We start from the raw sequence: 24,453 nt of genomic DNA on the forward strand, positions 1-24,453 counted from the left end.
GGGGGCGCTGCCCCCGCGAGCCCCTGGGCAAGGGGCTCTGCCCCCTGCACCCCCGTCCCCGGTGGCCAGGGTCGCTGGTCAGGTTCGGGTGTGGGGCTGAGGTCGTTGGTCGGGTGCGGGGCACGGCCACGCAAGATCTTCCAGCCCGAACGCCACCGTCCTCTACCTTCCTCAGGGTTTCGGGCTATCCGGGCCACCAGTTGGTGAATTATCTTGCTCGGGCGAGATGGCCCTTTGGAGGGCGCGATGTCGGTGGTCGTGGTCGTGATCCTGGTCCTGCTCTGCCTGGTCGTCGCCGGTGGTGAGCTCTATCTCGCCTTCGATCGCAAACGCACCGGCTCCGGGCCCGGCACCGAGGTCGCCGAGTTGCGGCGGCGGCTCAACGGCACCCGCGAGGAGCTGGCCAAGCTCCGCGCCGACCAGAAGAAGCAGCTCGCCGACCTCGCCGACGCGCAGGAGCGGCAGGCCGAGGTCGCGTCGTCCGCCGACAGCCGGGTGCACTCGCTGATCGCGCAGATCAACGAGCGCATGGTGCCGGAGATCAACGACCGGCTGCGGCGTCAGAAGGAGACCGCCGACCTGCTGGGCGCGGAGGTCATCGCACTGCGAACGCACCTGGTCGGGCAGCTCGACCAAGCCGTTGCCGCGTCCCTCGGAGCCGATCCGGTGGACACCATCGCGGGCGCGCTCGCCGCCGACAGCGCAGGCCCGCGCGGCGATCTGGCGCGCGCCTACGAACGATTCGCCGGACAGTTCCGGCTGCGCGTCGAACTGACCGCCCCCGCCGACCCCACCGACGAAGGCGAAGACGCGTGGCAGGTCCGCTACTACCTCTCAGGCCGCAGCCCCCGCGCCCTGGAACGCGATTTCTTCGGCCTCCTGCACGCCCTACGCTCCGGCTGCGACGACGACCCCGCCGTCACGGAACTGCTGCGCGCCCTCCGCAAGACCGGAACAGGCGGCGCACAACTCGGCCCACTGCTCCTCATACGAACGCCCAACGCCTTGCTATGCGGCGTGCTCACCCTCGCCGAGCTACGACGACGCCCCGGCGACGACCTGCTGACCGACCCGCTGGACACCGCGACGAAGCTGCACCATCTCCCCGAAGGCCGCTTCTTCGACGCCACCGACCTCACCGGCTAGCTCAGCGGAAGCAAAGCAACCAAGCGGCACCTCAGCGGTCAGAGCGCCCCGCCCAAGTGAACGCAGGCGAACGACGCTCCAGAAACGCCGCCACCCCCTCCCGCGCGTCCCCACCCACCACAACCTCGTCCAGCCACCCCTGAATCCGCTCCTCCACCGGCAAACCAGCAGCCAGCGCGTCCACGACGTCCTTGGTCGCCTGCTGCGTCAGCAGCGAGCGCGAAGCAAGCGTCGCGGTGAACTCGGCAACGCGCGCGGCCAGCCCCCCGGCCGGCACCACCTCGTCCAGCAGCCCGACGCGCAGGGCGTGCGCCGCGTCGATCAGGTCCGCCGAGTACAGCAGGTACTTGGCCGCCGACGGCCCCACCAGCCGCACGATCCGCGCCGTCGCCGACAGCGGGTAGACGATCCCCAGCTTGGCCGGCGTGATGCCGAGGCGCGCGTCGTCGGCGGCGAAGCGCAGGTCGCAGGCCGCCGCGAGCTGGCAGCCGCCGCCCACGCAGAAGCCCTCGATCGCCGCGATCGTCGGCTTGGGAAAGGCGGCCAGCGCCTCTTCGGCGGCGGTGGACAGGTGGGCCTTGCCCGGCCGGTCGATGTCGGACAACTCCCCGATGTCGGCCCCGGCGCAGAAGTCGCCGCCCGCGCCGGTGAGGACCACGGCCCGCACCGCCGGGTCGGCGGCCGGGCCCGCCAGGATCTCGGGCAGCGCGCGCCACATCGCGGCGGACATGGCGTTGCGCTTGCCGGGGCGGTCGATGGTGATCGTCCCGACGCCGTCGGCGACCTCCCAGCGCAGTTCGGCGGCGGTCATGCGTCCCCCTGTCACCAAGCCACTGTTACGGACCGCCGCAATCGTACGGAGCGCGCGGCCCCTGGCGCGGGTCAGGGTCGCCCTCCGTCCCGAGGACGACGACGCCCCCGTCCCCACCCACCCCGAAACCACACGACGACACCTCCTACCGCGTCTTCATCCCGTCCTGCTCGGCGCGGGGATCATCGTGGCCGGGCTCGCCGCGCCGGTCCAGCGGGTCGCGACCGCGCTGAGCGGCGCGATGCCGCCGGGGAGGCTCCCCGCCGGGCCGGTCCCGCCCTCCGGCGGCGTGCTGACCGGCTGCCTCCAGGACGCCGTCGTCGACCACGGGCGGTTCCGCGTGGTGTCGGTGCGGCACGCGGGGTGAATGTGTCAGCGGGTACTGGCGCGCGGGAACCGGAAACCTGAACAATAAGTCGAAGGGGGGTTTACCAGACTTTTCAACAAGGGGGCTGCGGCGCGATGAGCGACCGGCACGTGCTCACACGGGTGTCCATCGGGGTCGGGGCGGTCCTGCTCGCGGTCACCATGTCGGGCTGCACCGGCAAGAAGAAGAGCAGGGGCAAGAGCAAGAAGGGCGGCATCGGCAACTCGCAGATCAGGAAGGGCGCCAAGAAGGGCACCAAGGGTGTGGCCGACGCGCCCGAGCTGTCGTGCGCCGACACTGTCGGCGACGTGCAGCGCGCCCGAGGCAAGGGCCGCGCGCCCGGCTGGAGCGACCTGAAGGCGGTGTCCTGGAACCGGGGCGCGGGCGGCGGCGCGCTGGTGTCGTTCACGCCCGCGGCCTGGCCGCCCACCTCCGGCGCGCTGATCTACACCACGACCGTGCGGCAGGGAGCGCTCGCCACGTTCGTGCACGCCAAGATGGCCAAGAACGCCTGGACGGTCACCAGCGGGCTGCGCAAGCCGGTGCGGCTCGCCGTCATCCCCGAGGTGCGCAACGGCGCGGTCACCCTCGCGCTGCCGCGGCAGCTGCCGGTGGACGGCCAGGTCATCGACCTGACGCGGCCCGCGCAGGCCGGGGCCGAGGCGCGCGTGGCGGTGCCCGCCGGGTCGTTCCGCGACCCCGAGTGCAGCACGCAGCCGCCCGCCGGACGCGCCCGCCCGCGCCTGTTCACGACCTGGCCGCTCGACCGGTCCGGCTCGTAGCGCAACGAGGACGGCGGCGGCACCGGCGGCGGTGAAGATCACGACGGCCATGGCGGCGGCCCGACCTGCGCGAGCGGGAAACTCCCAGGCGTAAAGCGCCGCTGATCGGGGAATGCATACCGGGGTGCGGGTGCTGTACTGTCGAGATAGCGCCCGCAGGCGCTTCTTCCCCGGCCGGGCCATCTGAGCGCCCGGTGACCCGAGTTCCCCATTCGTTCGTGGCCCGGGACCGTACCTGAGCCACCGCACCTAGGGAGCCCGCCAGCCCGGTGAGCCGAGCTGTTTTCTCTCGTTTCCCTCGCGTACACGCCGCGGGTCCCGCCGCCGTACGCGGAACCGACCCCAGGGAGCCCCATTGACCACCACCATGACCACCGAACGGCAGGACTCCGCCGACGTGCAGACCCTGCCCGCGCAGGTGCCCCGGCAGAACGCCCGCGCCGCGCGCAAGACCGCCGCCCGGTCCGCGGACAGGGCGGCCGACCGGACCGCCGACAAGGCCGCCGACGCCGGCTCCGCCGCCGAGGCCCCGCCGGTCCCCTTCCACGGCGTCCTCGCCGTCCAGGACAAGCACGCGTTCGTGCGCACCCGCGGCTACCTGCCCGGCAACGACGACGTGTACGTCTCCCTCGCGCAGGTCAAGAGCAACAACCTGCGCCCCGGCGACATCGTCGCCGGCACCGCCCGGACGCCGAAGTCCGCGCGGGAGAAGTTCAACGCGCTGGTCCAGGTCGAGACCGTGAACGGCGTGCCGCCGCGGCAGGCCGCGGGCCGTCCCGAGTTCGCCAAGCTGACCCCGCTGTTCCCCGACGAGCGGCTGCGGCTGGACACCGGCCCGCTGGCCACCCGCGTCATCGACCTGGTGTCGCCGATCGGCAAGGGGCAGCGCGGCCTGATCGTGTCGCCGCCCAAGGTCGGCAAGACCATGATCCTGCAGTCGCTGGCCGCCGCGATCACCCTGAACAACCCCGAGGTCCACCTCATGGTGGTGCTCATCGACGAGCGCCCCGAAGAGGTCACCGACATGCAGCGCACGGTGCAGGGCGAGGTCATCCACTCGACCTTCGACCGGCCCGCCGAGGAGCACACGCTGCTGGCCGAGCTGGCGGTCGAGCGCGCCAAGCGCCTGGTCGAGCAGGGCCACGACGTGGTCATGCTGCTGGACTCCATCACCCGCCTCGGCCGCGCCTACAACCTGGCCGCCCCCTCCAACAGCCGCATCCTGGCCGGCGGCGTGGCGACCACCGCGATCTACCCGCCCAAGAAGTTCTTCGGCGCCGCGCGCAACATCGAGAACGGCGGCTCGCTCACCATCCTCGCGACCGCGCTGGTGGAGACCGGGTCCCGGATGGACGACGTGTTCTTCGAGGAGTTCAAGGGCACCGGCAACATGGAGCTGAAGCTCGACCGCTCCCTGGCCGACCGCCGCGTGTTCCCCGCCGTCGACATCGAGGCGTCCGGCACCCGCCGCGAGGAGCTCCAGATGACGCCCGAGGAGCTCGCCATCAACTGGCGGCTGCGGCGCGCCCTCCAGGGCATGGACAAGCAGCAGGCCGTGGAGCAGCTGCTGGAGCGGATGAAGGGCACCACCTCCAACGCCGAGTTCCTGCTGCGCGTGCAGCAGTCCACCTGACGCCGGAGGTCCGCGGGAACGTCGGCGGCCCCGTCGAAGCCGCGCCAGGAGTCCCCACCGGGACGGAACGTCAGGAGTCCCCGCAGGGACGGAACGCTAGGAGCCCCCGCCGGGGCGGAACGTCTTGAGGATGCGGTCGTGCAGCCGCTGGCTCGGCGTCCACCGCGCGTCCGGGGCCCGGAAGGCGAACTCGTACCCGCCCGCCCGGCTGCGCAGCTCGTGCGTCCCGCCGGTCCGGAACTCCCATTCGGCGGCGTCCCCGGCCAGCTCCGGCACGGCCTCCAGGCGCAGCCTGCGGTAGTCGGGGCTCCGCTCGCTCCGCTCGGCGTCGCGCAGCCCGGTCAGCGCGTCGCCCCGCACCGGCGTGATGCGCAACGTCCGCGCCGTGCCCGGTTCGTCCCACTGGACCGCGCCGCCCCGCTGCGTCCGCCTCCAGCCCGCCGGCACCTCGACGGCGTACCCGGCGTGCTCGCGGTAGGTGACGGTCCCGGCCGCCGGCGGCAACGCCACCGCGACCGCCTCGCTCTGCCCCACCGAGTTCCAGCGCGCCGACCACGCCCCCACCACGATCACGGCCCCGGCCAGCGCCGCGACCCCGGCGACCGCGCCCATCCGGGGCAGCCGCGACTGCCCCGCCCGCGCCTCGGCGGCCGGCGTCGCCTCCAGCAGCCGGGACGCCTCCCCGGCGGTGAGCCGGTCGGCGGGGTCCTCGCGCAGCAGCCCGACGATGACGGGGGCCAGCGCGCCCGCGCGGTCCGGCGGCGGGTACTCCCCCAGCAGCACCGCCACCATCGACGCCAGCGCGTGGCAGCGCAGGAACGGCGACCTTCCCTCGACGGCCGCGTACAACATCGCGCCGAGCGCCCACAGGTCGGAGGCGGGCACGCTCGGCTCGCCGCGCACCCGCTCGGGCGGCAGGTAGGCGGGCGAGCCCTCGATGCCGTCCACCAGCGTGTCGGGGATCTGCCGGCCCCGGTCGGTGTGCGCGGCCAGCCCGAAGTCGGTGAGCAGGATGCGCCCGTCCCGGCACAGCAGCACGTTGCTGGGCTTCACGTCGCGGTGCAGGATGCCCGCCGCGTGCGCGGCGCACAGCACCGCCAGCACGGCCGCGCCGACCTCGGCGGCGCGCTCGGGCGGCAGCGGCCCGTCCTCGGCCAGCACGCGGTGCAGCGAGCGGGCGTTCAGGTACTCCATGACGATCCACGGCCGCTCGTCCTCGTCCAGCACGTCGTGCACGGCGACGACGCCGGGATGGCGCAGCGCGGCGGTGGCGCGCGCCTCTTCGAGCAGGCGGCGGCACAGCAGGCGGCGGCGGTCGCGCGGCAGGCTCGGCGGCAGGCGGACCTCCTTGATCGCCACCTCGCGGTCCAGCGTCTGGTCGTAGGCGCGCCAGACCGTGCCCATGCCTCCGCTGCCGACCGGCTCCAGCAGGCGGTACCGCCCCGCGAGCGGTTCCCGCCGTTCGACCCCCATGACGTGGTTATGCTCGCGGACCGGGTCATGCGACGCCCCGATGCGCGGCATCATTTCTTGACCAGGGGGCGGGGCGCGTGCGCGACGTCGGGCCGCCGCTCGCGCCGCCGCAACGTCCACCCGGCCCAGGCGAGGCCGCCGGTCGGGACCTCGATCGCGAAGGTGTAGAAGGAGTACAGGATCGTCGCGGCCGCCGCCGGGCCGGGCGCGACGCCGAAGTGCAGCAGCAGCGCGGCCGTCCCGGTCTCGCTGATCCCGGCGCCGCTCGGGGTGATGACGGCGGTGGTGAGCATGCGGTTGATGGCGAACACCGCGACGACCTCGGCCAGCTCGACCTCCGCGCCGACCGCGATCAGGCAGGCGTGCAGCAGCACGGCCTGGAGCAGCAGGTAGGCGATCATCCCGGCGGTCAGGCCGCGCCAGCCGGTGCGCAGCACGCCCATCGTCTTGTTGCGGACGGCCAGCATGCCGCCGTCGGCGCGCAGCAGGAGCTTGCGCGGGCGCGGCGGCAGGCGCAGCGCGAAGCGGTGCAGGGCGCGGTCCAGGGCGCGCGCGGTGTTCTCCGAGCGCAGCGCCAGCGCGAGCAGGCCGACGAGGCCGAGCAGCACCGCCGCGCCGACCGCCGTCATCGCGGCCATGCCGCGGCCGGGCACCTCCCCGGCGACCAGCAGCGCGATGATGCCGACAGCCGGGAGCAGCAGCCGCGACAGCACGTTCCACACGCCGGTGACCAGCGCCGACACGGTGATGGCGGCGTTGCCGTGGCCCCAGCCGCGCGCCATGGCGAAGGTGACGGCGACACCGGCCGCGCCGCCGAACGGCATGAGGTTGCTGACCGCGCTGCCGACGGCGTTGAGCATGAACGCGTGCAGGTTGGTCAGGCCCGGCAGGGAGGCCGTCATGACGTAGGTGTAGGCCCAGAGTCCGGCCAGCCACAGCGCGGTCAGGGCGATCAGCCAGCCGGTGCTCAGCCTGCCGAGTTCGCGGCCGATCTGCTCCCAGTCCACCCCGACCAGGTACGGCAGCGCGAAGAGCAGGGCGGCGGCCCCGAGCAGGGACACCACCGAGAGGGTGATCCTCGCGGGGCGGCTCAACCGCCGGCCACCACGGGACGGTCGCGCGGCTCGTGGGGCGGGGGCTCGTCGGAGGGTGAAGGGTCGTCCGGCGCGTGCGACGGGTGGGCGTCCAGCGGGCGATCATGCGGCGGGCCCGACGGATGGGCGTCCAGCAGGTGCGGCAGGTGGTCGTCCAGCGGGCTGGTGAGTAGCGGGTGGGCGTCCAGGGGGTGGGTCAGGCGGGTGCCCGGCGGCAGGTCTCGTCGTACGTAGTACTCCGTTCCCAGCGCCCGGCGGAACAACGGCATCGGCAGTCTCAGCAGCGCCGCCAGCGTCCGCACCGAGTCGCCGCCCGTCGCCTGCGTCGCGTGGGCCGCCATGCTCGCCCGCTTCGCCTCCGCGTGCGCGCCGACCCGCACCCGGTGCGTGATCTCGTCGCGGCTCGCGTACGCGCGCTCGAAGGACCGCACGTCGAGTGCGCGCACCAGGCGGCCGAGCGGGCGCAACACCCGCAACAGCAGGTCGCGGTCCACGGTCGCCTCCAGTACCACCGACGTGCCCGCCAGTTCGGCGGCCCGCACGCCCACCCGGTGCACCTGCACGTGGTCGGGATGGCCGTAGCCGCCCGCCGGGTCGTACACCGTCAGCAAGTCGGCGTCCTCCTGGCGCAGCAGCCCGGCCAGCTCCTCGGCGGCGACCTCGACGTCGGCGCTCGCGAACCCTTCGTCGGCCGTGCCGTCCAGGCCGGAGTCCGCGTAGCCGAGCAGCACGACGCGCGCGCAGCCCAGCGCCCGCGCCGAAGCGTGCAGCTCGGCGGTGCGCACCGTCCCGAGGTCGCCGTCCACGGGCGCGGTGAGGCCGCGTTCGCCCGCCGTGGCGACCACCAGGACGACCCGGTGCCCCTCGTCCGCCAGCCGCGCCATCGTGCCCGCGGTCAGCAGCGCCTCGTCGTCGGGATGGGCGTGGAAGAAGACACAGGTCGCTCGCACGGCATCTAGATTCCCGTACCGACGTGAAGATCCGTCCTGCCCCGCGTCAAACCTGCGCCATCAGCCGTGGCAGGGCGTACCGGTCCCGCCCGGCTGCCGAGACTTCGAAGGGATGAGAATTCTCCACGTCAGCGACTGCTACCTGCCCCGGCTGGGCGGCATCGAGCTCCAGGTGGACGAGCTGGCGCGCGCCCAGCGGTCCGCCGGGCACGACGTCGCGATCGCGACCGCCACCCCGGGGACCGCCGCGCCCGCCCTCGACGCCGCCGTCCCCTTCCCGGTGGACCGGCTGGTGGCCCCCATGCCCTGGGAGTTGCCGATCGGCCGGTCGCTGGCCCCGGTGCTGGCCGACCGCAAGCCCGACGTCGTGCACGTCCACGCGGGGGCGGTGTCGCCGTTCGCGTGGCGGGCGGTGCGGTGCGCGACGCGGGCGGGGCTGCCGGTCGTGCTGACCGTCCACAGCCTGTGGGGGCCGGTCAGCCGGGGCGCCTACCGGACGTTGTTCGCCACGTGGCCGGGCACGCTGGTCGTGACGACGGTGAGCGAGGCGGCGGCGCTGCCGATCCGGTCGGTTGCCACGCACCTGCCGGTGCACGTGGTGGCCAACGGCATCGACCTGGCGCAGTGGCACGACGAGCCCGCCGTCCCCCTGCTGCCCTACGACGACCGGCTGCACGTCGTCGCCGTGGGGCGGCTCGCTCCGCGCAAGGAGCCGATGAACCTGTTGCGGATGTTGCGCAAGGTCGAGTCCAGCGTCCCGATCCGCGCCACGATCGTGGGGGACGGCCCGGCGCGGGCGCGGATGGAGCGTTACCTCAAGCGGCACCGCATGGACGGCTGGGTGCACCTGACGGGCAGGCTGCACCGTTCCGCCGTCCGGTCCGTGCTGGCGGGGGCGGACGTGTTCCTCGCGCCCGCCGCCAAGGAGTCGTTCGGCCTGGCCGCGCTGGAGGCGCGGCTCGCGGGGCTGCCCGTCGTCGCGCAGGCGGGCAGCGGCGTGGCCGACTTCGTGGAGTCGGGGCGCGCGGGGCTGCTCGGCAGCACGTTCCCGGAGCTGACCGGCGCGTTGCTGCGACTGGCCCGCGACCCGGCGCTGCGCTACCGGATCGCGGCCCACAACCGCACGACCGAGCCCGTGCACTGCACGTGGCCCGCGGTGCTCGCGGCGTTCGACGCCTGCTACGAGCAGGCGGCGGGTCAGCTCAGCACCGACCTGGCCCACTTGTAGTCGGACTTGCCGACGGCCGTGCGCTGCACCTCGTCCACCAGCTTGAGGGTGCGCGGCAGCTTGTACCCGGCGAGGCGGCCCCGGCAGTGCTCGGTCAGCTCCGCCAGCGTCGGCGCGGCGCCGGGCCGGGGCGAGACGACGGCGGCGACGCGCTGGCCGAAACGCTCGTCGGGCAGGCCCACCACGACCACGTCGTAGACGTCCGGGTGGTCCTTGAGCGCGACCTCGACCTCCTCGGGGTAGACCTTCTCGCCGCCGGTGTTGATGACCAGCGAGCCGCGGCCGAGCAGGACGATCGTGCCGTCCTCGTCCAGCGAGGCGAAGTCGCCCGGCACCGACCAGCGCACGCCGTCGGCGTCGGTGTAGAAGGTGGCGGCGGTCTTCTTCGGGTCGTTGTAGTAGCCGAGCGGGATGTGGCCGGAGCGGGCCAGCTTGCCGATCTCGCCGGGCGCGACGGGCTTCAGGTCGTCGTCGAGCACCGTGATGCCGGGCTTCATCAGGAAGCGGGCGGTGCCCTCCTTGCCGCCGACGGAGGGGCCGCACGCGCCGGTCTCGGACGCGCCGTAGTTGTCGAGGAACATGACGTTCGGCAGGTGCGCCTTCAGCTCGTCCTTGGCGCCCTCGGTGAGCGGCGCGCCGCCGGAGGCGATCGCGAACAACGAGGACGTGTCGTGGTCGCCGGAGGCCAGGGCCTTGGCGACGGGGCGGGCCATCACGTCGCCGACCAGCATCATCACGTTGGCCTGCTCCTCGGCCAGCAGGCGCAGCGCCTCCTGCGGGTCGAAGGCGTGGTCGGTGTAGAGCACGACCTTCGCGCCGCTGAACAGGCCCATGAACGCGACCCACTGGCCCGCGCCGTGCATGACCGGGGCGCAGTCGAGCACCGCCATCGGGGGCTGCTCGGCGTTCCCGGCGATGGCCTCGGGGCTGGTGATCGGGTCGCCGAGCACGTTGCCGCCGCCGAGCGCGCCGAAGAAGATGTCCTCGCAGCGCCACTCGACGCCCTTGGGGTAGCCGGTGGTGCCGCCGGTGTACATGATGTAGCGGTCGTCGCTGGACCGCTCGGGGAAGTCGTCGCCGGAGGCGGCCTCGGCGAGCGCCTTCTCGTACTCGACCGCGCCCTCGACGGGGGTGCCGTCGCCGTCCTCGATGACGACGACGTGCCGCAGCTCCGGCAGGTCGGCGCGGATCTCCTCGACCTTCGCCAGCAACGAGCGCTCGCCGATGAGGGCGACCGAGTCGGAGTCGGCCAGCACGTGCCGCAGCTCGCCCGCGACGTAGCGGAAGTTCACCGGGATCGGCACCGCGCGGATCTTGAAGATGCCGAGCATGGCCTCGATCCACTCGGCCCGGTTGTAGGCCAGGATCGCCACGTGCTGGCCTTCCCGCACCCCGGCGGCCGCGAGGTGGTGGCCGACGCGGCTCGCCCGCTCGTTCAGCTCCCGGTAGGTGCGGCGCTCGCCGCCGGCGACCAGGGCGGGCCGGTCGGGGCCCGCCTCGGCCAGGATTTCGAGCAGATCGGCCAGGTTGTAGCTGCGCGCCATGCCACGTCCTCGCGTCGGGGTGGGGGAGGGTTCCTCCGATCATCCTCTGGAGGGCGCAAGCACTCAATTATTGTTGACAGGCGGTCCAATGAGATGGATCACATTGTGATCAAGGGAGCCGCACGTAGCGGAGCTGTGTGCCCACCCCGCTGTCGATGAGCCGCCCGTCGGGGCCGAAGGCGCCGAGGCCGAAGTCGTTGTCGTTGATGACGGCGAGGGTGCGGCGGTCGGCCAGCGCGATGCCCTCGATCTTGCCGGGCATGCCGGGGATCGTGGACAGGTCGACGGTCAGGGTCTTGGGCAGGGCGGTGATCCCGGCGGGGACGCCGGCGCTCTTCTCCAGGGACGGGGTGGTCGCCTCGTCGTCCCAGGTGGAGCCGAGGATGTCGGTCGCCTTGCGCGGGTCCAGCGTGTAAATCTTGGCGACCCGGTCGGTGCGCTCGTCCACCAGCAGGCGGCCGTCGTCCAGCGCGGTCAGGCCGGAGATCTTCATCTCCTTCTGGTCGCCGCAGCTCGCGACGTCGAAGGCGCAGACGTCCTCGAAGCGGTGCACGTACTCGCCGGTGACCTTCCCGGCGCGCAGGTCGAAGCGCAGGATGCGGCCGTTGCGGGCGGCCTTGTAGGTCTTCTTGTCGGGGTTGGTCAGCGGGCTCTGCATCGCCGCGTACAGAGTGCGGCCGTCCTTGGCGATCGTCAGCGCCTCGAAGCCGCGGTTGTAGGTGCGCTTGTTGAGGATGGCGGGCAGCGTCTGCCGGACGGGGTAGGAGGTGCCCTTGCCGGGCCAGCCCTTGGGGACGTGGCGCTCGATGACGCGTCCGCGCCGGTCCAGGTGGAGCAGGGAGGGGCCGTACTCCTCGGCCACCCAGAAGTCGCCGTCGCGGGTGCGGATGAGGCCCTCGGGGTCGATGCCGTCGGGGTTGAAGGCGAGGCGTTCGGTTCCGGAGAAGTCCCAGGGGGCCTCCTCGCGGCCGTCCACGTTGGGCAGGCCCGTGACGGGCTTACCTCCGCGCCCGGTGATCGGGATCGTGCGGACGACCTTGATCGTGCCCTTGCGCACCCGCAGCTTCACGATCGCGGGGGCGAACCCGGGCACCGGGAAGGTGACCCGCTCCTCGCCGCCGACCTCGACGGTGCCGTTGGGCCCCCGGTCGGTGATCGCCCAGAACTCGTCGGGACGCGCCCCGGCCTCGTGGAACAGGTCGCTGCCGATCCCGCCCAGCGCCACGCCGCGATCGTCGGGAACGCTGCCGGGCAGCAGCGCGTTCTGGAACTGGGCGAGCGGAATGCGCGGCAGGGTCGCCGACTCCGGGGCCGGACGGGCGGAAGCAGCGGCGGTGCCGGGCACCAGGGCGGCGGCGAGCGCGCCGCCGACCACGAAAGCGGAGAAACGTCGAGTCACGCCGCGAACCGTAGGACGCCGACATGGACGGCCGGTGACCTGCGGATGAAGGCCTGAGCGGCCGGGCACGTGAGGGAGATCACCCGCTCCCCGTCCGCCGCATCCGGCCAAGCCGGGCCGTTCTTACACGCCTCTTATCCCCTTGACGGCATTCTGGGCCGTAACGATTTCGTATCAGACGGGGGTAGTGGTGAGCGCAGGCGCTGTGGCGTGGACGCCTCCGACATGGGAGGAGATCGTCAGCGAGCACTCCACGAGGGTGTTCCGGCTGGCGTACCGCTTGACCGGAAACCGGCACGACGCCGAGGACCTGACCCAGGACGTGTTCATCCGCGTCTTCCGCTCGTTGTCGTCCTACAGCCCCGGCACGTTCGAGGGCTGGCTGCACCGGATCACCACCAACCTGTTCCTGGACCGCGCCCGCCGCAAGCAGCGCATCCGGTTCGACGCCCTGGCCGACGACGCCGCCGAGCGCCTCCAGGGCCGCGAGCCGACCCCGGCGCAGGCCTACGAGGACCGGCACCTGGACGCCGACATCCAGAAGGCGCTGGACTCGCTGGCCCCCGAGTACCGGGCCGCGGTGGTGCTGTGCGACATCGAGGGCCTGACCTACGAGGAGATCGCGGCGTCGCTGGGCGTCAAGCTCGGCACCGTGCGCTCGCGCATCCACCGGGGCCGCGCCCAGCTGCGCGCCGCCCTGGAGCACCGCCGCCCGGCCGAGTCGCCGGTGACGACGCTGACCTGACCCGGGTGACGACCGTCACACGTGACGGGTAAGTGATCACTGTCTACCCTCGGGCTCGTGGACATCGTCTTCGAGCGCCGCGGATCGGGCGCGCCGCTGGTGCTGCTGCACGGCATCGGCCACCGCTGGCAGGCGTGGGAACCGGTCCTGGACCGGCTGGCCGCCGAGCGCGACGTGATCGCGGTGGACCTGCCCGGGTTCGGGCTGTCCCCGCCACTGCCGGAGGGCACCCCCTACACGCTGGACGCCGCCGTCGAGGCGCTCGCCGCGACGTTCGCCGACCTCGGCGTGGAGCGCCCGCACATCGCGGGCAACTCGCTGGGCGGCCTGTTCGCGCTGGAAGCGGCAGACCGGGGCCTGGTCAGCTCGGCGACGGCGCTGAGCCCGGCTGGCTTCTTCAACGCGGCCGAACTGCGCTACGCGATGGCGGTCCTGCGCGCCTCCCGGCTCGGCGCGGGCGTCCCGGGCCTGGTGCTGAACCAGCTGGCCCGCTCCCCCCGCCGCCGCGCCGCGATGTTCGGCCTGCTCTACGGCCGCCCCGACCTGCTGGACGTGAAGTCGCTGCTGGGCGACGCGAAGGCGTTCCGCACCGCCCCGGGCTTCGAGCCGACCCTGCGAGCGGGCCGCAAGGTGCGCTTCCTGGGCGAATGCGCCGACGTGCCGGTGACGATCGCGTGGGGCACCAAGGACCGCGTGCTGCGCACGAGCCAGGCGGTCCGCGCCCAACGCCGCCTGCCGCACGCGCGCTTCGTCTGGATGGAGGGCTGCGGCCACGTCCCGATGGGCGACGACCCGGACCTGGTGGCGAAGGTGCTCCTGGAAGGCAGCGCCCACCCCCTACACCAGGACGCCGCCGCCTGAGATGGACGAGGCCGAGTACGCCCGGGCGTGGCTGGCCGAGGAGGGCGTGGTCGAGCGCGGCCCCGGCGTGTGGTTCGAGCCGCCGGACCGGGTGATGACCCCCGGCGAGGTAGCGCACGACTGGGCGCACGCCGCGATGAGCGGTTACGAGGAGGACCCGCGCGAGGCGCTGCGGGTGGCGTTCGGCCTACTGGACCTGCTGGACGAGTGGTGGGTGGCGGCCGAGATGGCGTCCGTCATCGGGCGACACCAGGACGACCGGGTGTTCTGGGAGGGTTACCGGCGCCGTCTCGACTCCCCCGCCGAGCCGAAGACGATCACCTACTCGTTGTGGGCGGAGTGGTTCGAGGACGCCGCGACCGTCGGGCGGGCCTTCGCCGAGGTCCTGGGCGACGACGCCGGGGACCTGGCGGCGATCCCGAACCGGGCCCGCTGGGTCCTGGAGGCTTCGGGCCCGGTCCCCTGGCCGCTGAAACACCCCGTCTACCGGGCGGCCGCCGAGCTCCCGGCGCTGCATATGCCGCTGTTCAAGGCGATCCGCGCCGGCTACCACGACGTGTACGGCGACCTGGAGCCCGGACCGGCCCTGGACCTGCTGGACGGCCTGAGCATCCCCGCCGACACGGAGCACCTCGCGCCGCTCCGCACCGCGCTGGCCGCAGGACACCGCAACCATCGCCACTCCCCGGAGGCGTGGCGGGCGGCTGCGCGATGAGTTCTGTCCTTCTGGTGGGTCTCTTTGGTTGAGATCTCGGGAGGCGAAGATGGGCAAGATCTATACCGCGGCGACCATGTCCCTGGACGGTTATATCTCCGGGCCGGGCGAGACCGGCTTCGATCACCTTTTCCGGTGGTTCTCCGGGGGTGATGTGGAGGTCCGCACGACCGATCCGAACCTCACCTTCCACCTGACCGAGCAGAGCGCGGCCGCGTTCCTGCCCTCCATCGAGGCGACCGGCGCGCTTGTGGTGGGGCGGCGGTTGTTCGATCTCACCGGTGGGTGGGGTGGGCGGCACACCATGGACAAGCCCGTCGTCGTGCTCACCCACCGCGTGCCCGACAAGCGGCCTGGGGGCGACGACGACTTCGTGTTCGTCACCGGGGGCATCGAGGAGGCCGTTGACACCGCGCGGCGGCTGGCCGGGGACCTGGACGTCGGGGTCAACGGCGGCGGCATCGCCAGCCAGTGCCTGGACGCGGGGCTGCTGGAGGAGATCCGCGTTTCCGTCGCGCCCGTGCTGCTGGGCGGCGGGGTGCCCTTCTTCGACGCGTTGAAGGGCGCCCCGGTCGAGTTGGAGGGGCCCGTGGACGTTGTCCGCGAGCCCCTCGTCACCCACCTGACCTACCGCGTCACTCCCAGCGGCGGCCGGTGAGGCGCTCGTACACCTCGATGTAGCGGGCGCGGGTCGCGTCCACGATCTCCTGCGGCACCTCCGGGCCGGGGGGCGTGCGGTCCCAGTCCAGGGTGCTGCTCCAGTCGCGGACGAACTGCTTGTCCAGCGCGTGTTGCGGGCGGCCCGGCTCCCACTGGTCGGCGGGCCAGAAGCGCGAGGAGTCGGAGGTCAGGACCTCGTCGCCCAGCGTCAGCGTGCCGTCGGCGGCGCGGCCGAACTCCAGCTTGGTGTCGGCGATGATGACGCCCCGCTCGGCGGCCAGCGCCGCGCCGCGCCGGTACACCTCCAGCGTGACCTCCTTGAGGCGGGCGGCGGTGTCGGCGCCGATCTCCTCGACCACGTCGGCGTAGGTGATGAACTCGTCGTGGCCCTCGGTCGCCTTGGTGGTCGGCGTGAAGATCGGCTCGGGCAGCTTGGACGCCTCGACCAGGCCCTCGGGAAGCGCGACGCCGGAGACGGTGCCGTTCTTCTCGTACTCCTTGAGGCCGAGCCCGGCCAGGTAGCCGCGCGCGATCCACTCGACCGGCAACATCGTGAGGCGCTTGCAGCGCACCGCGCGCCCGGCCCACTCCTCGGGCACGTCGGTGGCCGAGATGACGTGGTTCGGCACCACGTCGGCGAGCTGCTCGAACCACCACAACGAGAGCTGGGTGAGGATCTTCCCCTTGTCGGGGACGGGCGTGGGCAGCACCACGTCGTAGACGCTCACCCGGTCGGAGGCGACCAGGATCAGGTCGTCCCCGTCGGCGTACACGTCCCTGACCTTGCCCGAGTGGACCAGCTCCACCGTGTCTCCCTCACTGCCGCTCTCCGAACCGCGCCACGGCGGTCCTCGTGCAGGATGTTACGGGCAGTGTTTCTAGAGTCCCGGCCCAGGGGGGCTCGCCTGGCGGCTCGCCCCCTGACCGTGCCTTGGCGAGTGCCACATCGCTTCGCGATCTGTCCCGGCGGGGCTCGCCTTCGGCTTTGCCCCGCCGGGCCAGTTAGGCACTCGCGCGACGGCTGAGGTCTTTGAGAGACGGCTGAGGTTTTTGGGGCAGGTCCTAGGCCGTGCGCGTGCCGTTCGCGCGGCGGGTCACGGCGCGGGTCACCAGGTCGCGCAGTAGCGGGTTCACCACGTCGGGGCGCTCCATGATCGCCATGTGCCCGGCCCCGCGCACCACCTCCAGCCGCGCGTCCGGCACCCGGTCGGCGATCACCCGCTTGTGCGCCAGCGGGATCAGCCGGTCGTGCCGTCCCGCGAGCACCAGCGTCTCCACCTCCGACAGCGGGTGCAACGTCTCGCGCAGGTCGTAGTCGGCGAGGTCGGCGAGGAACGCCGCCAGCGTCCGGGACGGGCAGGCCGCGACCATCTGGTACACCGAGCGCACCAGCGCGGGGTCGCGGCGCGGGTCGGCGAACGCCATCCGGCCCACCAGCGGGGCGGTGAGCAGCGCGGTGAGCCGCCGCGCCGCGTCCAGCCGGCCCGGGTTGCGCAGCAGGACCGCCATCAGCCGGCCCAGGTAGGGCGCTCCGGCCTGGGCCAGCCGGGGCGGCAGGTGGAACACCGACTCCGCCAGGCACGCCGAGGTGTCGCACAGCGCGACGCCCACGATCCGGTCGCCGAACAGCTCGGGGTGGTGGGTGGCCAGCGCCATGATCGTGATGCCGCCCATGGAGTGCCCGGCCACGACCACCGGCGAGCCCGGCGGCGCGGTCGCCTCGATCACCGTCCGCAGGTCCTCGGCCAGCCGCGCCATGGTCGCGTCGCCGGGCTCGGTGGGCCCGGAGCGGCCGTGGCCCCGGTGGTCGTAGTAGACGGCGCGGCCGAGGTCGCGCAGCTCGGCGCGCTGGTAGTGCCAGGTGTCGAGGGTGACGGTGACGCCGTGCGCGAACACGATCGTCGGCGCGGACGGGTCGGGGTGCTCCTCCACCTCGACGTGCAGCGGGACGCCGCCCGCCCCGGTGACGGGGACGGGCTCGGCGCGCAGGGTGCCGACCGGTCCGGGGACGCGGTGGGCCGCGCGGCGGACGGCACGGCGGGCGCGGTACCGGCTCAGGCGGCCCTCGTGTTGCGCGCGCGTCCGGTCGTTTCGCGGAGACATTCGCTCACCACCTCGGGGAGGCTCGGGAGGGACATGGGGGCGGGCCCCGGAATGATGTCCAATTGCGCGCCGGGTATGACCGTGATGAGCATCCGCTTTGCGGCGGTGCGGGCCCGCGTCCCGGGCCCGCACCGCGCGGTCAGTTCCCGATCTCGGCGAGACCGTCCTTGATGACCACGTCGCCGCTGCTGGAGGTGGACTCGAAGACGAACGCGCCCGCGCCCTTCTCCCAGATGCGGGTGGTCACGTCCTGGCCCGGCAGCACCGGCTTGGAGAACCGCACCGCGAGCCGCTTCAGCCGCGCCGGGTCGCCGGCGGCGGCCGACTCGATCACCGCGCGGGACGTGAACGCCATCGTGCACAGGCCGTGCGCGATGATGCCGGGCAGCCCGGCCGACTTGGCGAACTCCTCGTCCAGGTGGATCGGCATCGGGTCGCCCGACGCCTTGGAGTAGCGGAAGGTCTGGTCCTCGTCCACGTGCTGGGTGACCTCGGCGAACGGGGTGCCGCCGCGCAGGTCGTCGGGGAAGCCGTGCGCCGGGGCCAGCTCGCCCACCGTCTCGCCCGCCTGGAAGCCGCGGAAGAACGACACCATCCACTGCTCGTTCACCAGGTCGCCGTCGTCGGCGCGGGTCTCCAGCTTGAGCGAGACCGTGGTGCCCGACGACTTGGAGGCGTAGCCGGTGACCATCGCGCGCGAGGTCAGCTTCATGCCGGGCGTGATCGGCCGGTGGAACACCATGTCCTGCTCGCCGTGCACGACGAACGGAATGAGGCTGTCGGGCACCACCTTGAACAGCGGACCGATCATCCCCTCGAAGACGGGCACGATCGCGAACACCGGCGGGGCCAGCTCGCCCGACAGGTAGCGGGGGTTCTCGTCGTTGGTGGCCTTGGCGTAGGCGACGGTGCGCTCGGCGTCGACCTCGAAGCCGAACGGGTCGCTCCACTCGCCCAGGTTCTGCTTGTTCATCTGCGGCTGGTCGCTCATGGTTCCTCCGGTGACGTCATCGGGAACATGCGTTCCCGACTGTTTTCTGGCAGGGGGCGGGTCAGGAGTACAGGCCCTTGGCCCAGCGGTAGTCGGCCTTACCCGCCGGGGAGCGCTTCACCTCGGGCACGAGGCGGATGTCGCGCGGCACCTTGTACCCGGCGAGGTCGGCGCGGCAGTGCGCGGCCAGCTCGTCGGCGGTGACCTCGGCGGTGGTGGAGACCACGGCCGCCACGCGCGAGCCCAGGCGCTCGTCGGGCACGGCCACCACCAGCGCGTCGTAGACGGCGGGGTGCCGCTTCAGCGCCGCCTCGACCTCCTCGACGAACACCTTCTCGCCGCCGGTGTTGATGACCAGCGAGCCGCGGCCGAGCAGCACGATCGAGCCGTCCTCGTCCACGCGGGCCATGTCGCCCTGCAACGCCCAGCGCGTGCCCTCGGCGTCGTGCACGAAGGTCTTGGCGGTCTTGGCCGCGTCGTTCCAGTAGCCGAGCGGGATGCGGCCGGTGCGGGCGAGCTGGCCGATCTCGCCGGAGCCGGGCGGGAGGCGGCGCAACGAGGCGTCGAGCACGGCCACGTCGTCGCCGCGCGGCAGGAAGCGCGGCGATCCGTCGGCGGCGGGCTCGACGGCCTGGCCGGACGCGCCGGTCTCCGAGCCGCCGAACGCGTCCAGCACCATCAGCATCGACGGGATCAGCTCGTGTAGCCGCGCCTTCACGTCGGGCGAGGTGGCCGCGCCGCCGGTGCCGATGGCGAGGATGTTCGACAGGTCGTACGCGCCGGGGTCCGCGGCCAGCGCGGCGGCGATCGGGCGCGCCATCACGTCGCCGACCAGCAGCATGACCTGGGCCTTCTCCTCGGCCGCGATCGACAACACCCGGGCGGTGTCGAAGCTGCGCCCGCACCACAACACCAGCGTGGAGCCGGAGGTCAGCGCGATCCACGCGACCCACATGCCCGCGCCGTGCATCATCGGCGCGCACACCATCGTGGTGAGGCCGCCGTCGAGCACCTTGGTGGACAGCTCCTCGGGCGAGGCGATCGGCTCGCCCAGCAGGTTGCCGCCGAACATGGCCGACATGAAGATGTCCTCCGAGCGCCACATGACGCCCTTCGGCAGGCCGGTCGTGCCGCCGGTGTAGAGCAGGTAGAGGTCGTCGCCGGAGCGCTCGTCGAAACCGCGCTCGGGGGACGCTTCCGCAAGGGCGTCCTCGTAGGGAAGGCCGTCCACCGGCGCGTCCGAGCCGTCCTCGATGACCAGCACGTGCCGCAGGTGCTTCAGTTCGCCGCGCGCGTCGCCCAGCCGCGCGATCAGCGAGCGTTCGCCGACCAGCGCGACCGACTCCGAGTCGCCGATGACGTGGGCCAGCTCGCCCGCGGTGTAGCGGTAGTTGACGTTCACCGGGACGGCGCGCAGCTTGTAGGCGCCGATCTGGGCCTCCAGCCACTCGGCGCGGTTGTAGGCCAAGACGGACACGTGGTCGCCCGCCTTCACCCCGGCGGCGGCCAGGTGGTGCGCGACGCGGTTGGCCCGCGCGTCCAGCTCGGCGTACGTCAGCCGCGCCTCCCCCGCGACCAGGGCGAGCTTGCCGGGCACGGCGTCGGCCACGATCTCGAACAGGTCGGCCAGGTTGAAGCTGCGGGACATCCGTCCTCCGAGGGGGCGTCACGGGGTCACGACGGCTAGAAACATACAAGCTTGACTGTTTCTAAGACAGGGCCTAGCGTCGCCGGAAACCGGAGGAGGCGCGAAACCCATGAGCAACCGGACCTTTGTCGTCGGGGTCGGCATGACCAAGTTCGAGAAGCCCGGCAGCCGGGAGTGGGACTACCCGGACATGGCCCGCGAGGCCGGGACGAAGGCGCTGGAGGACGCGGGCGTCTCCTACGACAAGATCCAGCAGGCGTACGTCGGCTACGTGTACGGCGAGTCCACCTCCGGGCAGCGCGCCGTCTACGAGCTGGGCATCACCGGCATCCCGGTCGTGAACGTCAACAACAACTGCTCGACCGGCTCCACCGCCCTGTTCCTGGCCCGCCAGGCGGTCAAGCACGGCGTCGTGGACTGCGCCCTCGCCCTCGGCTTCGAGAAGATGCAGAAGGGCTCGCTCGGCTCCACCTACGAGGACCGCGAGCAGCCGATGCTGAACCACCTGAAGGAGCTGTTCCCGCTCCACGAGTGGAAGGGCGAGCCGATCGCGCCGTACATGTTCGGCGCGGCGGGCCGCGAGCACATGGCGAAGTACGGCACCACGCCCGAGCAGTTCGCCAAGATCGGCTGGAAGAACCACAAGCACTCGGTGAACAACCCCTACGCCCAGTTCCAGGACGAGTACTCGCTGGACGACATCAAGGCGGCCCGCACCGTCTACGACCCGCTGACCAAGCTCCAGTGCTCGCCGACCTCCGACGGCTCCGGCGCCGCGATCATCGCGTCCGAGCGGTTCGTGGAGCAGCACGGCCTGTGGGACCGCGCCGTCGAGATCGCGGGCCAGGCAATGGTGACCGACACCAGCGAGACCTTCACGTCCAAGAGCGCGATCACGATCGTGGGCGCGAAGATGAGCGCGCTGGCCGCCCGTCAGGCCTACGACGAGGCGCAGCTCGGCGCGGACGAGGCGCAGGTCGTGGAGCTGCACGACTGCTTCTCCACCAACGAGCTGCTGACCTACGAGGCGCTCGGCCTGGCCGCCGAGGGCGAGGGCGGCAAGCTGGTGGACAGCGGCGACAACACCTACGGCGGGCGCTGGGTCGTCAACCCGTCCGGCGGCCTGATCTCCAAGGGCCACCCGCTGGGCGCGACGGGCCTCGCCCAGTGCTCGGAGCTGACCTGGCAGATCCGCGGCCAGGCCGACAAGCGCCAGGTCGAGAACGTGACCGGCGCGATCCAGCACAACATCGGCCTGGGCGGCGCGGCCGTCGTGACGGTCTACAAGGCCGCCCGCTAGCCCTCCCCGGCAGGCCAAGAGCCCCGGCGGCCACTCCCCCCGGCCGCCGGGGCCTCTTTCCGGCCACGAAGGGCTTCAAGCCCGTCCACCGCTTCTCAGGGACAGTCGCTCCCCGTCCAGGGGCAGATGTCCGGTTCGTAATCCGGAAGGGTTTTGATGAACGCGCCGTTGTCCTTGTAGCCCGGATTGATCCAACGGGCCGCGACCAAGACGGAGACCTTCTGGGCACCCGCCCTCCGCAGCGCCAGGGCCGCCGACTGCGCGTGTCCTCCCTTGGCCCACGTATCGTCCAGCAACAGCACATGCGAGCCTGACGGCAGCGCCTTCTCCATGACGAAGTGGTCCGCGTTCACGGCCCGCTTGTCGGTGGCCCGGTCAGCGGCCCGCAGCGGTGCTTCGACGCCGGGCGCGTGATCCTTCACGATGTGGTGGAAGGGGTGTTCGCCGGGCTTGGCCGGAAGCGAGGGAACCGACGTCCAGTGCGTGACCTCGGCGTTCGCGACCGCTTCCGAGCATCGGGCGTGTTTGAGCAAAGCGAAGATCATGAGCGTGGCCACCACGGAGTAGTGGGCCTCAAGCCTGCGCGGGGCCTTGTAACCGCGCATGATGTACCCCGACTGGGATCCTCTGACCGCGTAGGTGACCGGCGCGACCGCGTCCGCCAGCCCTCGGTGGACGCGGTGCTGATTGCACTCGTAACAGCACGGGTAACCGTCGACGGGCGTCGCGCAGATCCGGCAGGTGACCTGACTGCGCCACACCGGATTGCGCAGATATCCCCCAGCGGACGCGATCAGAGCCGCACGCAGCTGCCGTTCTACGACGGAACCGGCCATGTTCAGGCGGAGACCAGGCGCCGTAGGGCCGCTTCGATCGACGAGCCTGCACTGATCAGCCCGCCGATGATGTCCAGCACCTCGCGCAGTCCGCCCGCGACGTGAACGCCCGGCCGGCCGACCAAGGCCCTGGCCCATTCGTTGCGGTCCACGACCAGGTCCGTCAGGATGACCGGTCGTCCGTGCCCGACGGCGATGCGGGCCTGCGCTCGGGCACCGCTGTGCTCACCGGCCTCCACCACCACCGTCGCCAGCCCGTATCCCGACATGGTCGCGTTCCGCATGAGGAAGGTGTGCTTCTGCGGAGGCGCGTCGGGCCAGAACTGCGAGAGCAGCAGGCCGCGTTCGGCGATCTCCGCGTGCAGCTCACGGTTGGCGGCCGGGTAGACCTTGTTGATCCCGCTCGCGATGATCGCGACCGTGCGCCCACCGGCGTCGAGTGCCGCGCGGTGGGCGGCGGTGTCGATACCGGCGGCCAGGCCGGACAACACCGTCACCTTGTGGGCCGCCAACTCCGCGGCGATGCCCGCGGCGATGTCCAGGCCGCGATCGGACGCCTTGCGGGAGCCGACCACGGAGACGGCGTTGTCATGGGTGAACGACGCGCCGCGCGCGAAGAGGACCGGCGGCGCTTCGTGGACCTCCCGCAGACGAGCGGGATAAGCACCGTCGAGGACGGTGAGCATGTTGTCCCCTTGGTCCTCCCATCGGCGGATCTCCTGGGCGGCGGACTCCAAGGGGTCCGCTTCGCCCGGAGGGGCCATCAGGGCAGGAGGGACGAGGCTCTCCCAGACCGCGAGCGCACTGCCCGCCCCAAGGACCTCCGCCGTGATGTCACTCCAGCTCATCCCCGCGGGGCGCGCCTGGAGGAGCGCCACGAGCGCGGCGCGTTCCTCAAGGCTGACGGTGTCCATGGCATCAGAGTACGAGGGTGGTCTCTCCATCACCACTCCCCACCCCTCATTCGAACGTCAGTTCGAGTATGGCAGATGCCAGCGCCGATGAGCACGGCCTATGCCTTTTCAGGCGGCCCCGGCGGCCACTCTCCCCGGCCGCCGGGGCCTCTTTGTTGTCACGGTGCGGACAGGGCCTCCGTCGGGGGCAGGCGGGAGGCTCGGACGGCCGAGTACAGGCCCGCCAGCGCGCCGATCAGCAGCGTCGCCGCCACGCCGCCCGCCACCGCCCAGGGCGGCACCACCGCCGGCCAGCCCTGCGACAGCGCGTAGCCCGCCGTCACCGCGACGCCCAACAGCGCGCGCCCGGCGGCTCCCTCGGCCGTCACCGCCATGGCTCCCCGATCACCGGCGATTTCGTGACAGGTCAGTCACCCAAGGTAATCGCCGCGCCGGGAAAGGCGGCAAAGTCAGACCCGGATCAAACCTTCGGGCCGGACCGGATCGAGCCAGGTCAGACCGGGTCGGGGCCGGGCCAGCGTTCGGCGATCAGGCGCAGCCGGTCCTTGCTGCGCTGCCAGCGGGCGCGGGTCCGCTCGGGGGTCGTGGGGTGGATGAACATCAGCAGCCGCAGGCCCCGGACGGTCTCCAGCATCACGTACAGGTCGCCCCGGAACTCCGCGTCCGACACCCGGTCGCCCAGGAAGACCTCGCCCAGCTCCAGGATGCCCGCCGTGACGCCCCGCTCCAGCCGCGCCACGTGCTCGCGCAGGTCGGGGTCGGTGCGGGCGGCCACCCACAACTCCATCGACGCCTCGAACAGCGGGCCCTGGTGCGACTCCCACAGCAGGTCCAGGGCGTCGCCGATGGGGTCGGCCGAGGCGCGCAGCCGCTCCAGGTCCTGGCGCACGAACCGGTCGGCGCGCTTGCGGGCCAGGTGCTCCACGGCGGCCAGCACCAGGTCGTTCTTGGTCGGGAAGTGGTGCACCTGCGCGCCGCGCGACACCCCGGCCCGTTCCACCACGCGCGTGGTGGTCGTGCCGTGGTAGCCGTGCTCCACCAGGCACTCGACGGTCGCGTCGAGGAGGGCGCGGCGGGTCGCGGCGGTGCGCTCCTCCTGCGTGCGGCGGGGGCGGGCGGACGTCGGCATGCCCGCACCCTACCCAACAAACAAACAGTACGGGCTGTATGTCGTTTTCCCGGGGCGGCGCGGCCCGCCCGCTTGACAAGTGCTTGAAAAGTAAACTAGTCTCCGCCGTGTCGTTGAAAGTTCA

23 protein-coding genes and 1 pseudogene are annotated in these 24,453 nt (G+C 72.3%); 10 read left to right on the forward strand and 14 right to left on the reverse strand.

Annotated features, from left to right (window positions below; genetic code table 11):
- Positions 1 to 246 precede the first annotated feature (246 nt).
- Positions 247 to 1,146 (forward strand): hypothetical protein, encoded by a 900-nt coding sequence (locus tag AH6_RS35205; RefSeq protein WP_067488915.1) that lies wholly within the window; start codon positions 247 to 249, stop codon positions 1,144 to 1,146.
- Between the two features lie 31 nt (positions 1,147 to 1,177).
- Here AH6_RS35205 and AH6_RS35210 read toward each other — a convergent pair whose 3' ends face one another.
- Positions 1,178 to 1,957: an enoyl-CoA hydratase/isomerase family protein gene (locus AH6_RS35210; RefSeq protein WP_067488922.1), complete on the reverse strand. Its 780-nt coding sequence runs from the start codon at positions 1,955 to 1,957 to the stop codon at positions 1,178 to 1,180.
- 187 nt (positions 1,958 to 2,144) lie between these two features.
- On the opposite strand from AH6_RS35210, the gene AH6_RS35215 reads away from it, so the two are divergent.
- The 3 genes and pseudogenes from AH6_RS35215 to rho all read left to right on the forward strand — a co-directional run.
- On the forward strand, positions 2,145 to 2,324 hold the full coding sequence (locus AH6_RS35215) for a hypothetical protein (protein WP_067488924.1): 180 nt from the start codon (positions 2,145 to 2,147) through the stop codon (positions 2,322 to 2,324).
- A 95-nt stretch (positions 2,325 to 2,419) separates the two neighbouring features.
- The gene (locus tag AH6_RS35220) at positions 2,420 to 3,106 is read left to right on the forward strand and encodes a hypothetical protein (RefSeq protein WP_067488926.1); all 687 of its coding nucleotides are present in this window, start codon (positions 2,420 to 2,422) and stop codon (positions 3,104 to 3,106) included.
- A 565-nt stretch (positions 3,107 to 3,671) separates the two neighbouring features.
- Positions 3,672 to 4,739 (forward strand): annotated as a pseudogene (rho, locus tag AH6_RS35225) (transcription termination factor Rho); the annotation flags it as partial.
- Between the two features lie 96 nt (positions 4,740 to 4,835).
- Here the strand turns inward: rho and AH6_RS35230 are convergent.
- The 3 genes from AH6_RS35230 to AH6_RS35240 are packed head-to-tail and all read right to left on the reverse strand — an operon-like array spanning position 4,836 to position 8,256.
- The gene (locus tag AH6_RS35230; protein ID WP_067488984.1) at positions 4,836 to 6,212 is read right to left on the reverse strand and encodes a serine/threonine-protein kinase; all 1,377 of its coding nucleotides are present in this window, start codon (positions 6,210 to 6,212) and stop codon (positions 4,836 to 4,838) included.
- A gap of 50 nt (positions 6,213 to 6,262) precedes the next feature.
- On the reverse strand, positions 6,263 to 7,273 hold the full coding sequence (locus tag AH6_RS35235) for a lysylphosphatidylglycerol synthase transmembrane domain-containing protein (protein ID WP_245679611.1): 1,011 nt from the start codon (positions 7,271 to 7,273) through the stop codon (positions 6,263 to 6,265).
- Between the two features lie 29 nt (positions 7,274 to 7,302).
- Positions 7,303 to 8,256: a PIG-L deacetylase family protein gene (locus AH6_RS35240; RefSeq protein WP_083983787.1), complete on the reverse strand. Its 954-nt coding sequence runs from the start codon at positions 8,254 to 8,256 to the stop codon at positions 7,303 to 7,305.
- Between the two features lie 112 nt (positions 8,257 to 8,368).
- On the opposite strand from AH6_RS35240, the gene AH6_RS35245 reads away from it, so the two are divergent.
- Positions 8,369 to 9,484, forward strand: coding sequence for a glycosyltransferase family 4 protein (locus AH6_RS35245; protein ID WP_067488934.1), 1,116 nt, complete (start codon positions 8,369 to 8,371; stop codon positions 9,482 to 9,484).
- Here AH6_RS35245 and AH6_RS35250 read toward each other — a convergent pair.
- Both AH6_RS35250 and AH6_RS35255 read right to left on the reverse strand, forming a co-directional pair.
- Positions 9,454 to 11,028 carry an acyl-CoA synthetase gene (locus AH6_RS35250; protein ID WP_067488936.1) on the reverse strand — a complete coding sequence of 525 codons (1,575 nt, stop codon included), beginning with the start codon at positions 11,026 to 11,028 and terminating at the stop codon, positions 9,454 to 9,456. The two genes, AH6_RS35245 and AH6_RS35250, sit on opposite strands and share 31 nt — an antisense overlap.
- A 109-nt stretch (positions 11,029 to 11,137) precedes the next feature.
- Positions 11,138 to 12,427 carry an esterase-like activity of phytase family protein gene (locus AH6_RS35255; RefSeq protein ID WP_067488938.1) on the reverse strand — a complete coding sequence of 430 codons (1,290 nt, stop codon included), beginning with the start codon at positions 12,425 to 12,427 and terminating at the stop codon, positions 11,138 to 11,140.
- A 190-nt stretch (positions 12,428 to 12,617) separates the two neighbouring features.
- On the opposite strand from AH6_RS35255, the gene sigE reads away from it, so the two are divergent.
- From sigE to AH6_RS35275, 4 genes are read left to right on the forward strand one after another with little or no spacing between them, the layout of a single operon-like run.
- The gene (sigE, locus tag AH6_RS35260) at positions 12,618 to 13,172 is read left to right on the forward strand and encodes an RNA polymerase sigma factor SigE (RefSeq protein ID WP_157431916.1); all 555 of its coding nucleotides are present in this window, start codon (positions 12,618 to 12,620) and stop codon (positions 13,170 to 13,172) included.
- A 57-nt stretch (positions 13,173 to 13,229) separates the two neighbouring features.
- Positions 13,230 to 14,033, forward strand: coding sequence for an alpha/beta fold hydrolase (locus AH6_RS35265; protein WP_067488942.1), 804 nt, complete (start codon positions 13,230 to 13,232; stop codon positions 14,031 to 14,033).
- Between the two features lies 1 nt (position 14,034).
- Positions 14,035 to 14,748 (forward strand): hypothetical protein, encoded by a 714-nt coding sequence (locus AH6_RS35270; protein ID WP_067488944.1) that lies wholly within the window; start codon positions 14,035 to 14,037, stop codon positions 14,746 to 14,748.
- Positions 14,749 to 14,797: 49 nt separating this feature from the next.
- The gene (locus AH6_RS35275; RefSeq protein ID WP_067488946.1) at positions 14,798 to 15,406 is read left to right on the forward strand and encodes a dihydrofolate reductase family protein; all 609 of its coding nucleotides are present in this window, start codon (positions 14,798 to 14,800) and stop codon (positions 15,404 to 15,406) included.
- Here the strand turns inward: AH6_RS35275 and AH6_RS35280 are convergent.
- The 4 genes from AH6_RS35280 to AH6_RS35295 form a co-directional block, all read right to left on the reverse strand.
- A complete protein-coding gene (locus AH6_RS35280; RefSeq protein ID WP_067488948.1) occupies positions 15,384 to 16,214 on the reverse strand; it encodes a phosphoribosylaminoimidazolesuccinocarboxamide synthase in 831 nt (276 codons plus the stop codon). The two genes, AH6_RS35275 and AH6_RS35280, sit on opposite strands and share 23 nt — an antisense overlap.
- A gap of 256 nt (positions 16,215 to 16,470) precedes the next feature.
- Positions 16,471 to 17,511, reverse strand: coding sequence for an alpha/beta fold hydrolase (locus AH6_RS35285; RefSeq protein ID WP_067488951.1), 1,041 nt, complete (start codon positions 17,509 to 17,511; stop codon positions 16,471 to 16,473).
- 139 nt (positions 17,512 to 17,650) lie between these two features.
- Positions 17,651 to 18,502 (reverse strand): MaoC/PaaZ C-terminal domain-containing protein, encoded by an 852-nt coding sequence (locus AH6_RS35290; RefSeq protein WP_067488953.1) that lies wholly within the window; start codon positions 18,500 to 18,502, stop codon positions 17,651 to 17,653.
- A 61-nt stretch (positions 18,503 to 18,563) separates the two neighbouring features.
- Complete coding sequence (locus tag AH6_RS35295) at positions 18,564 to 20,150, reverse strand: acyl-CoA synthetase (RefSeq protein ID WP_067488955.1); 1,587 nt, start codon at positions 20,148 to 20,150, stop codon at positions 18,564 to 18,566.
- A gap of 109 nt (positions 20,151 to 20,259) precedes the next feature.
- Between AH6_RS35295 and AH6_RS35300 the strand changes: the two genes are divergently transcribed.
- Positions 20,260 to 21,450 (forward strand): lipid-transfer protein, encoded by a 1,191-nt coding sequence (locus tag AH6_RS35300; protein WP_067488957.1) that lies wholly within the window; start codon positions 20,260 to 20,262, stop codon positions 21,448 to 21,450.
- A gap of 95 nt (positions 21,451 to 21,545) precedes the next feature.
- Here AH6_RS35300 and AH6_RS35305 read toward each other — a convergent pair whose 3' ends face one another.
- From AH6_RS35305 to AH6_RS35320, 4 genes are all read right to left on the reverse strand, one after another.
- Positions 21,546 to 22,286, reverse strand: a complete 741-nt coding sequence (locus AH6_RS35305; protein WP_067488959.1) for a hypothetical protein — start codon at positions 22,284 to 22,286, stop codon at positions 21,546 to 21,548.
- A gap of 2 nt (positions 22,287 to 22,288) precedes the next feature.
- Entirely contained in the window at positions 22,289 to 23,200 is a 912-nt protein-coding gene (locus AH6_RS35310) for a DNA-processing protein DprA (RefSeq protein WP_067488961.1), read from the reverse strand.
- Positions 23,201 to 23,358: 158 nt separating this feature from the next.
- Positions 23,359 to 23,568 carry an ABC transporter permease gene (locus AH6_RS35315; protein ID WP_245679612.1) on the reverse strand — a complete coding sequence of 70 codons (210 nt, stop codon included), beginning with the start codon at positions 23,566 to 23,568 and terminating at the stop codon, positions 23,359 to 23,361.
- 125 nt (positions 23,569 to 23,693) lie between these two features.
- Entirely contained in the window at positions 23,694 to 24,329 is a 636-nt protein-coding gene (locus AH6_RS35320; RefSeq protein ID WP_083983788.1) for a TetR/AcrR family transcriptional regulator, read from the reverse strand.
- Positions 24,330 to 24,453 lie beyond the last annotated feature (124 nt).

This window comes from Actinomadura hibisca NBRC 15177, assembly GCF_001552635.1.
In the GTDB taxonomy this organism is placed as follows: Bacteria; Actinomycetota; Actinomycetes; order Streptosporangiales; family Streptosporangiaceae; genus Spirillospora; species Spirillospora hibisca.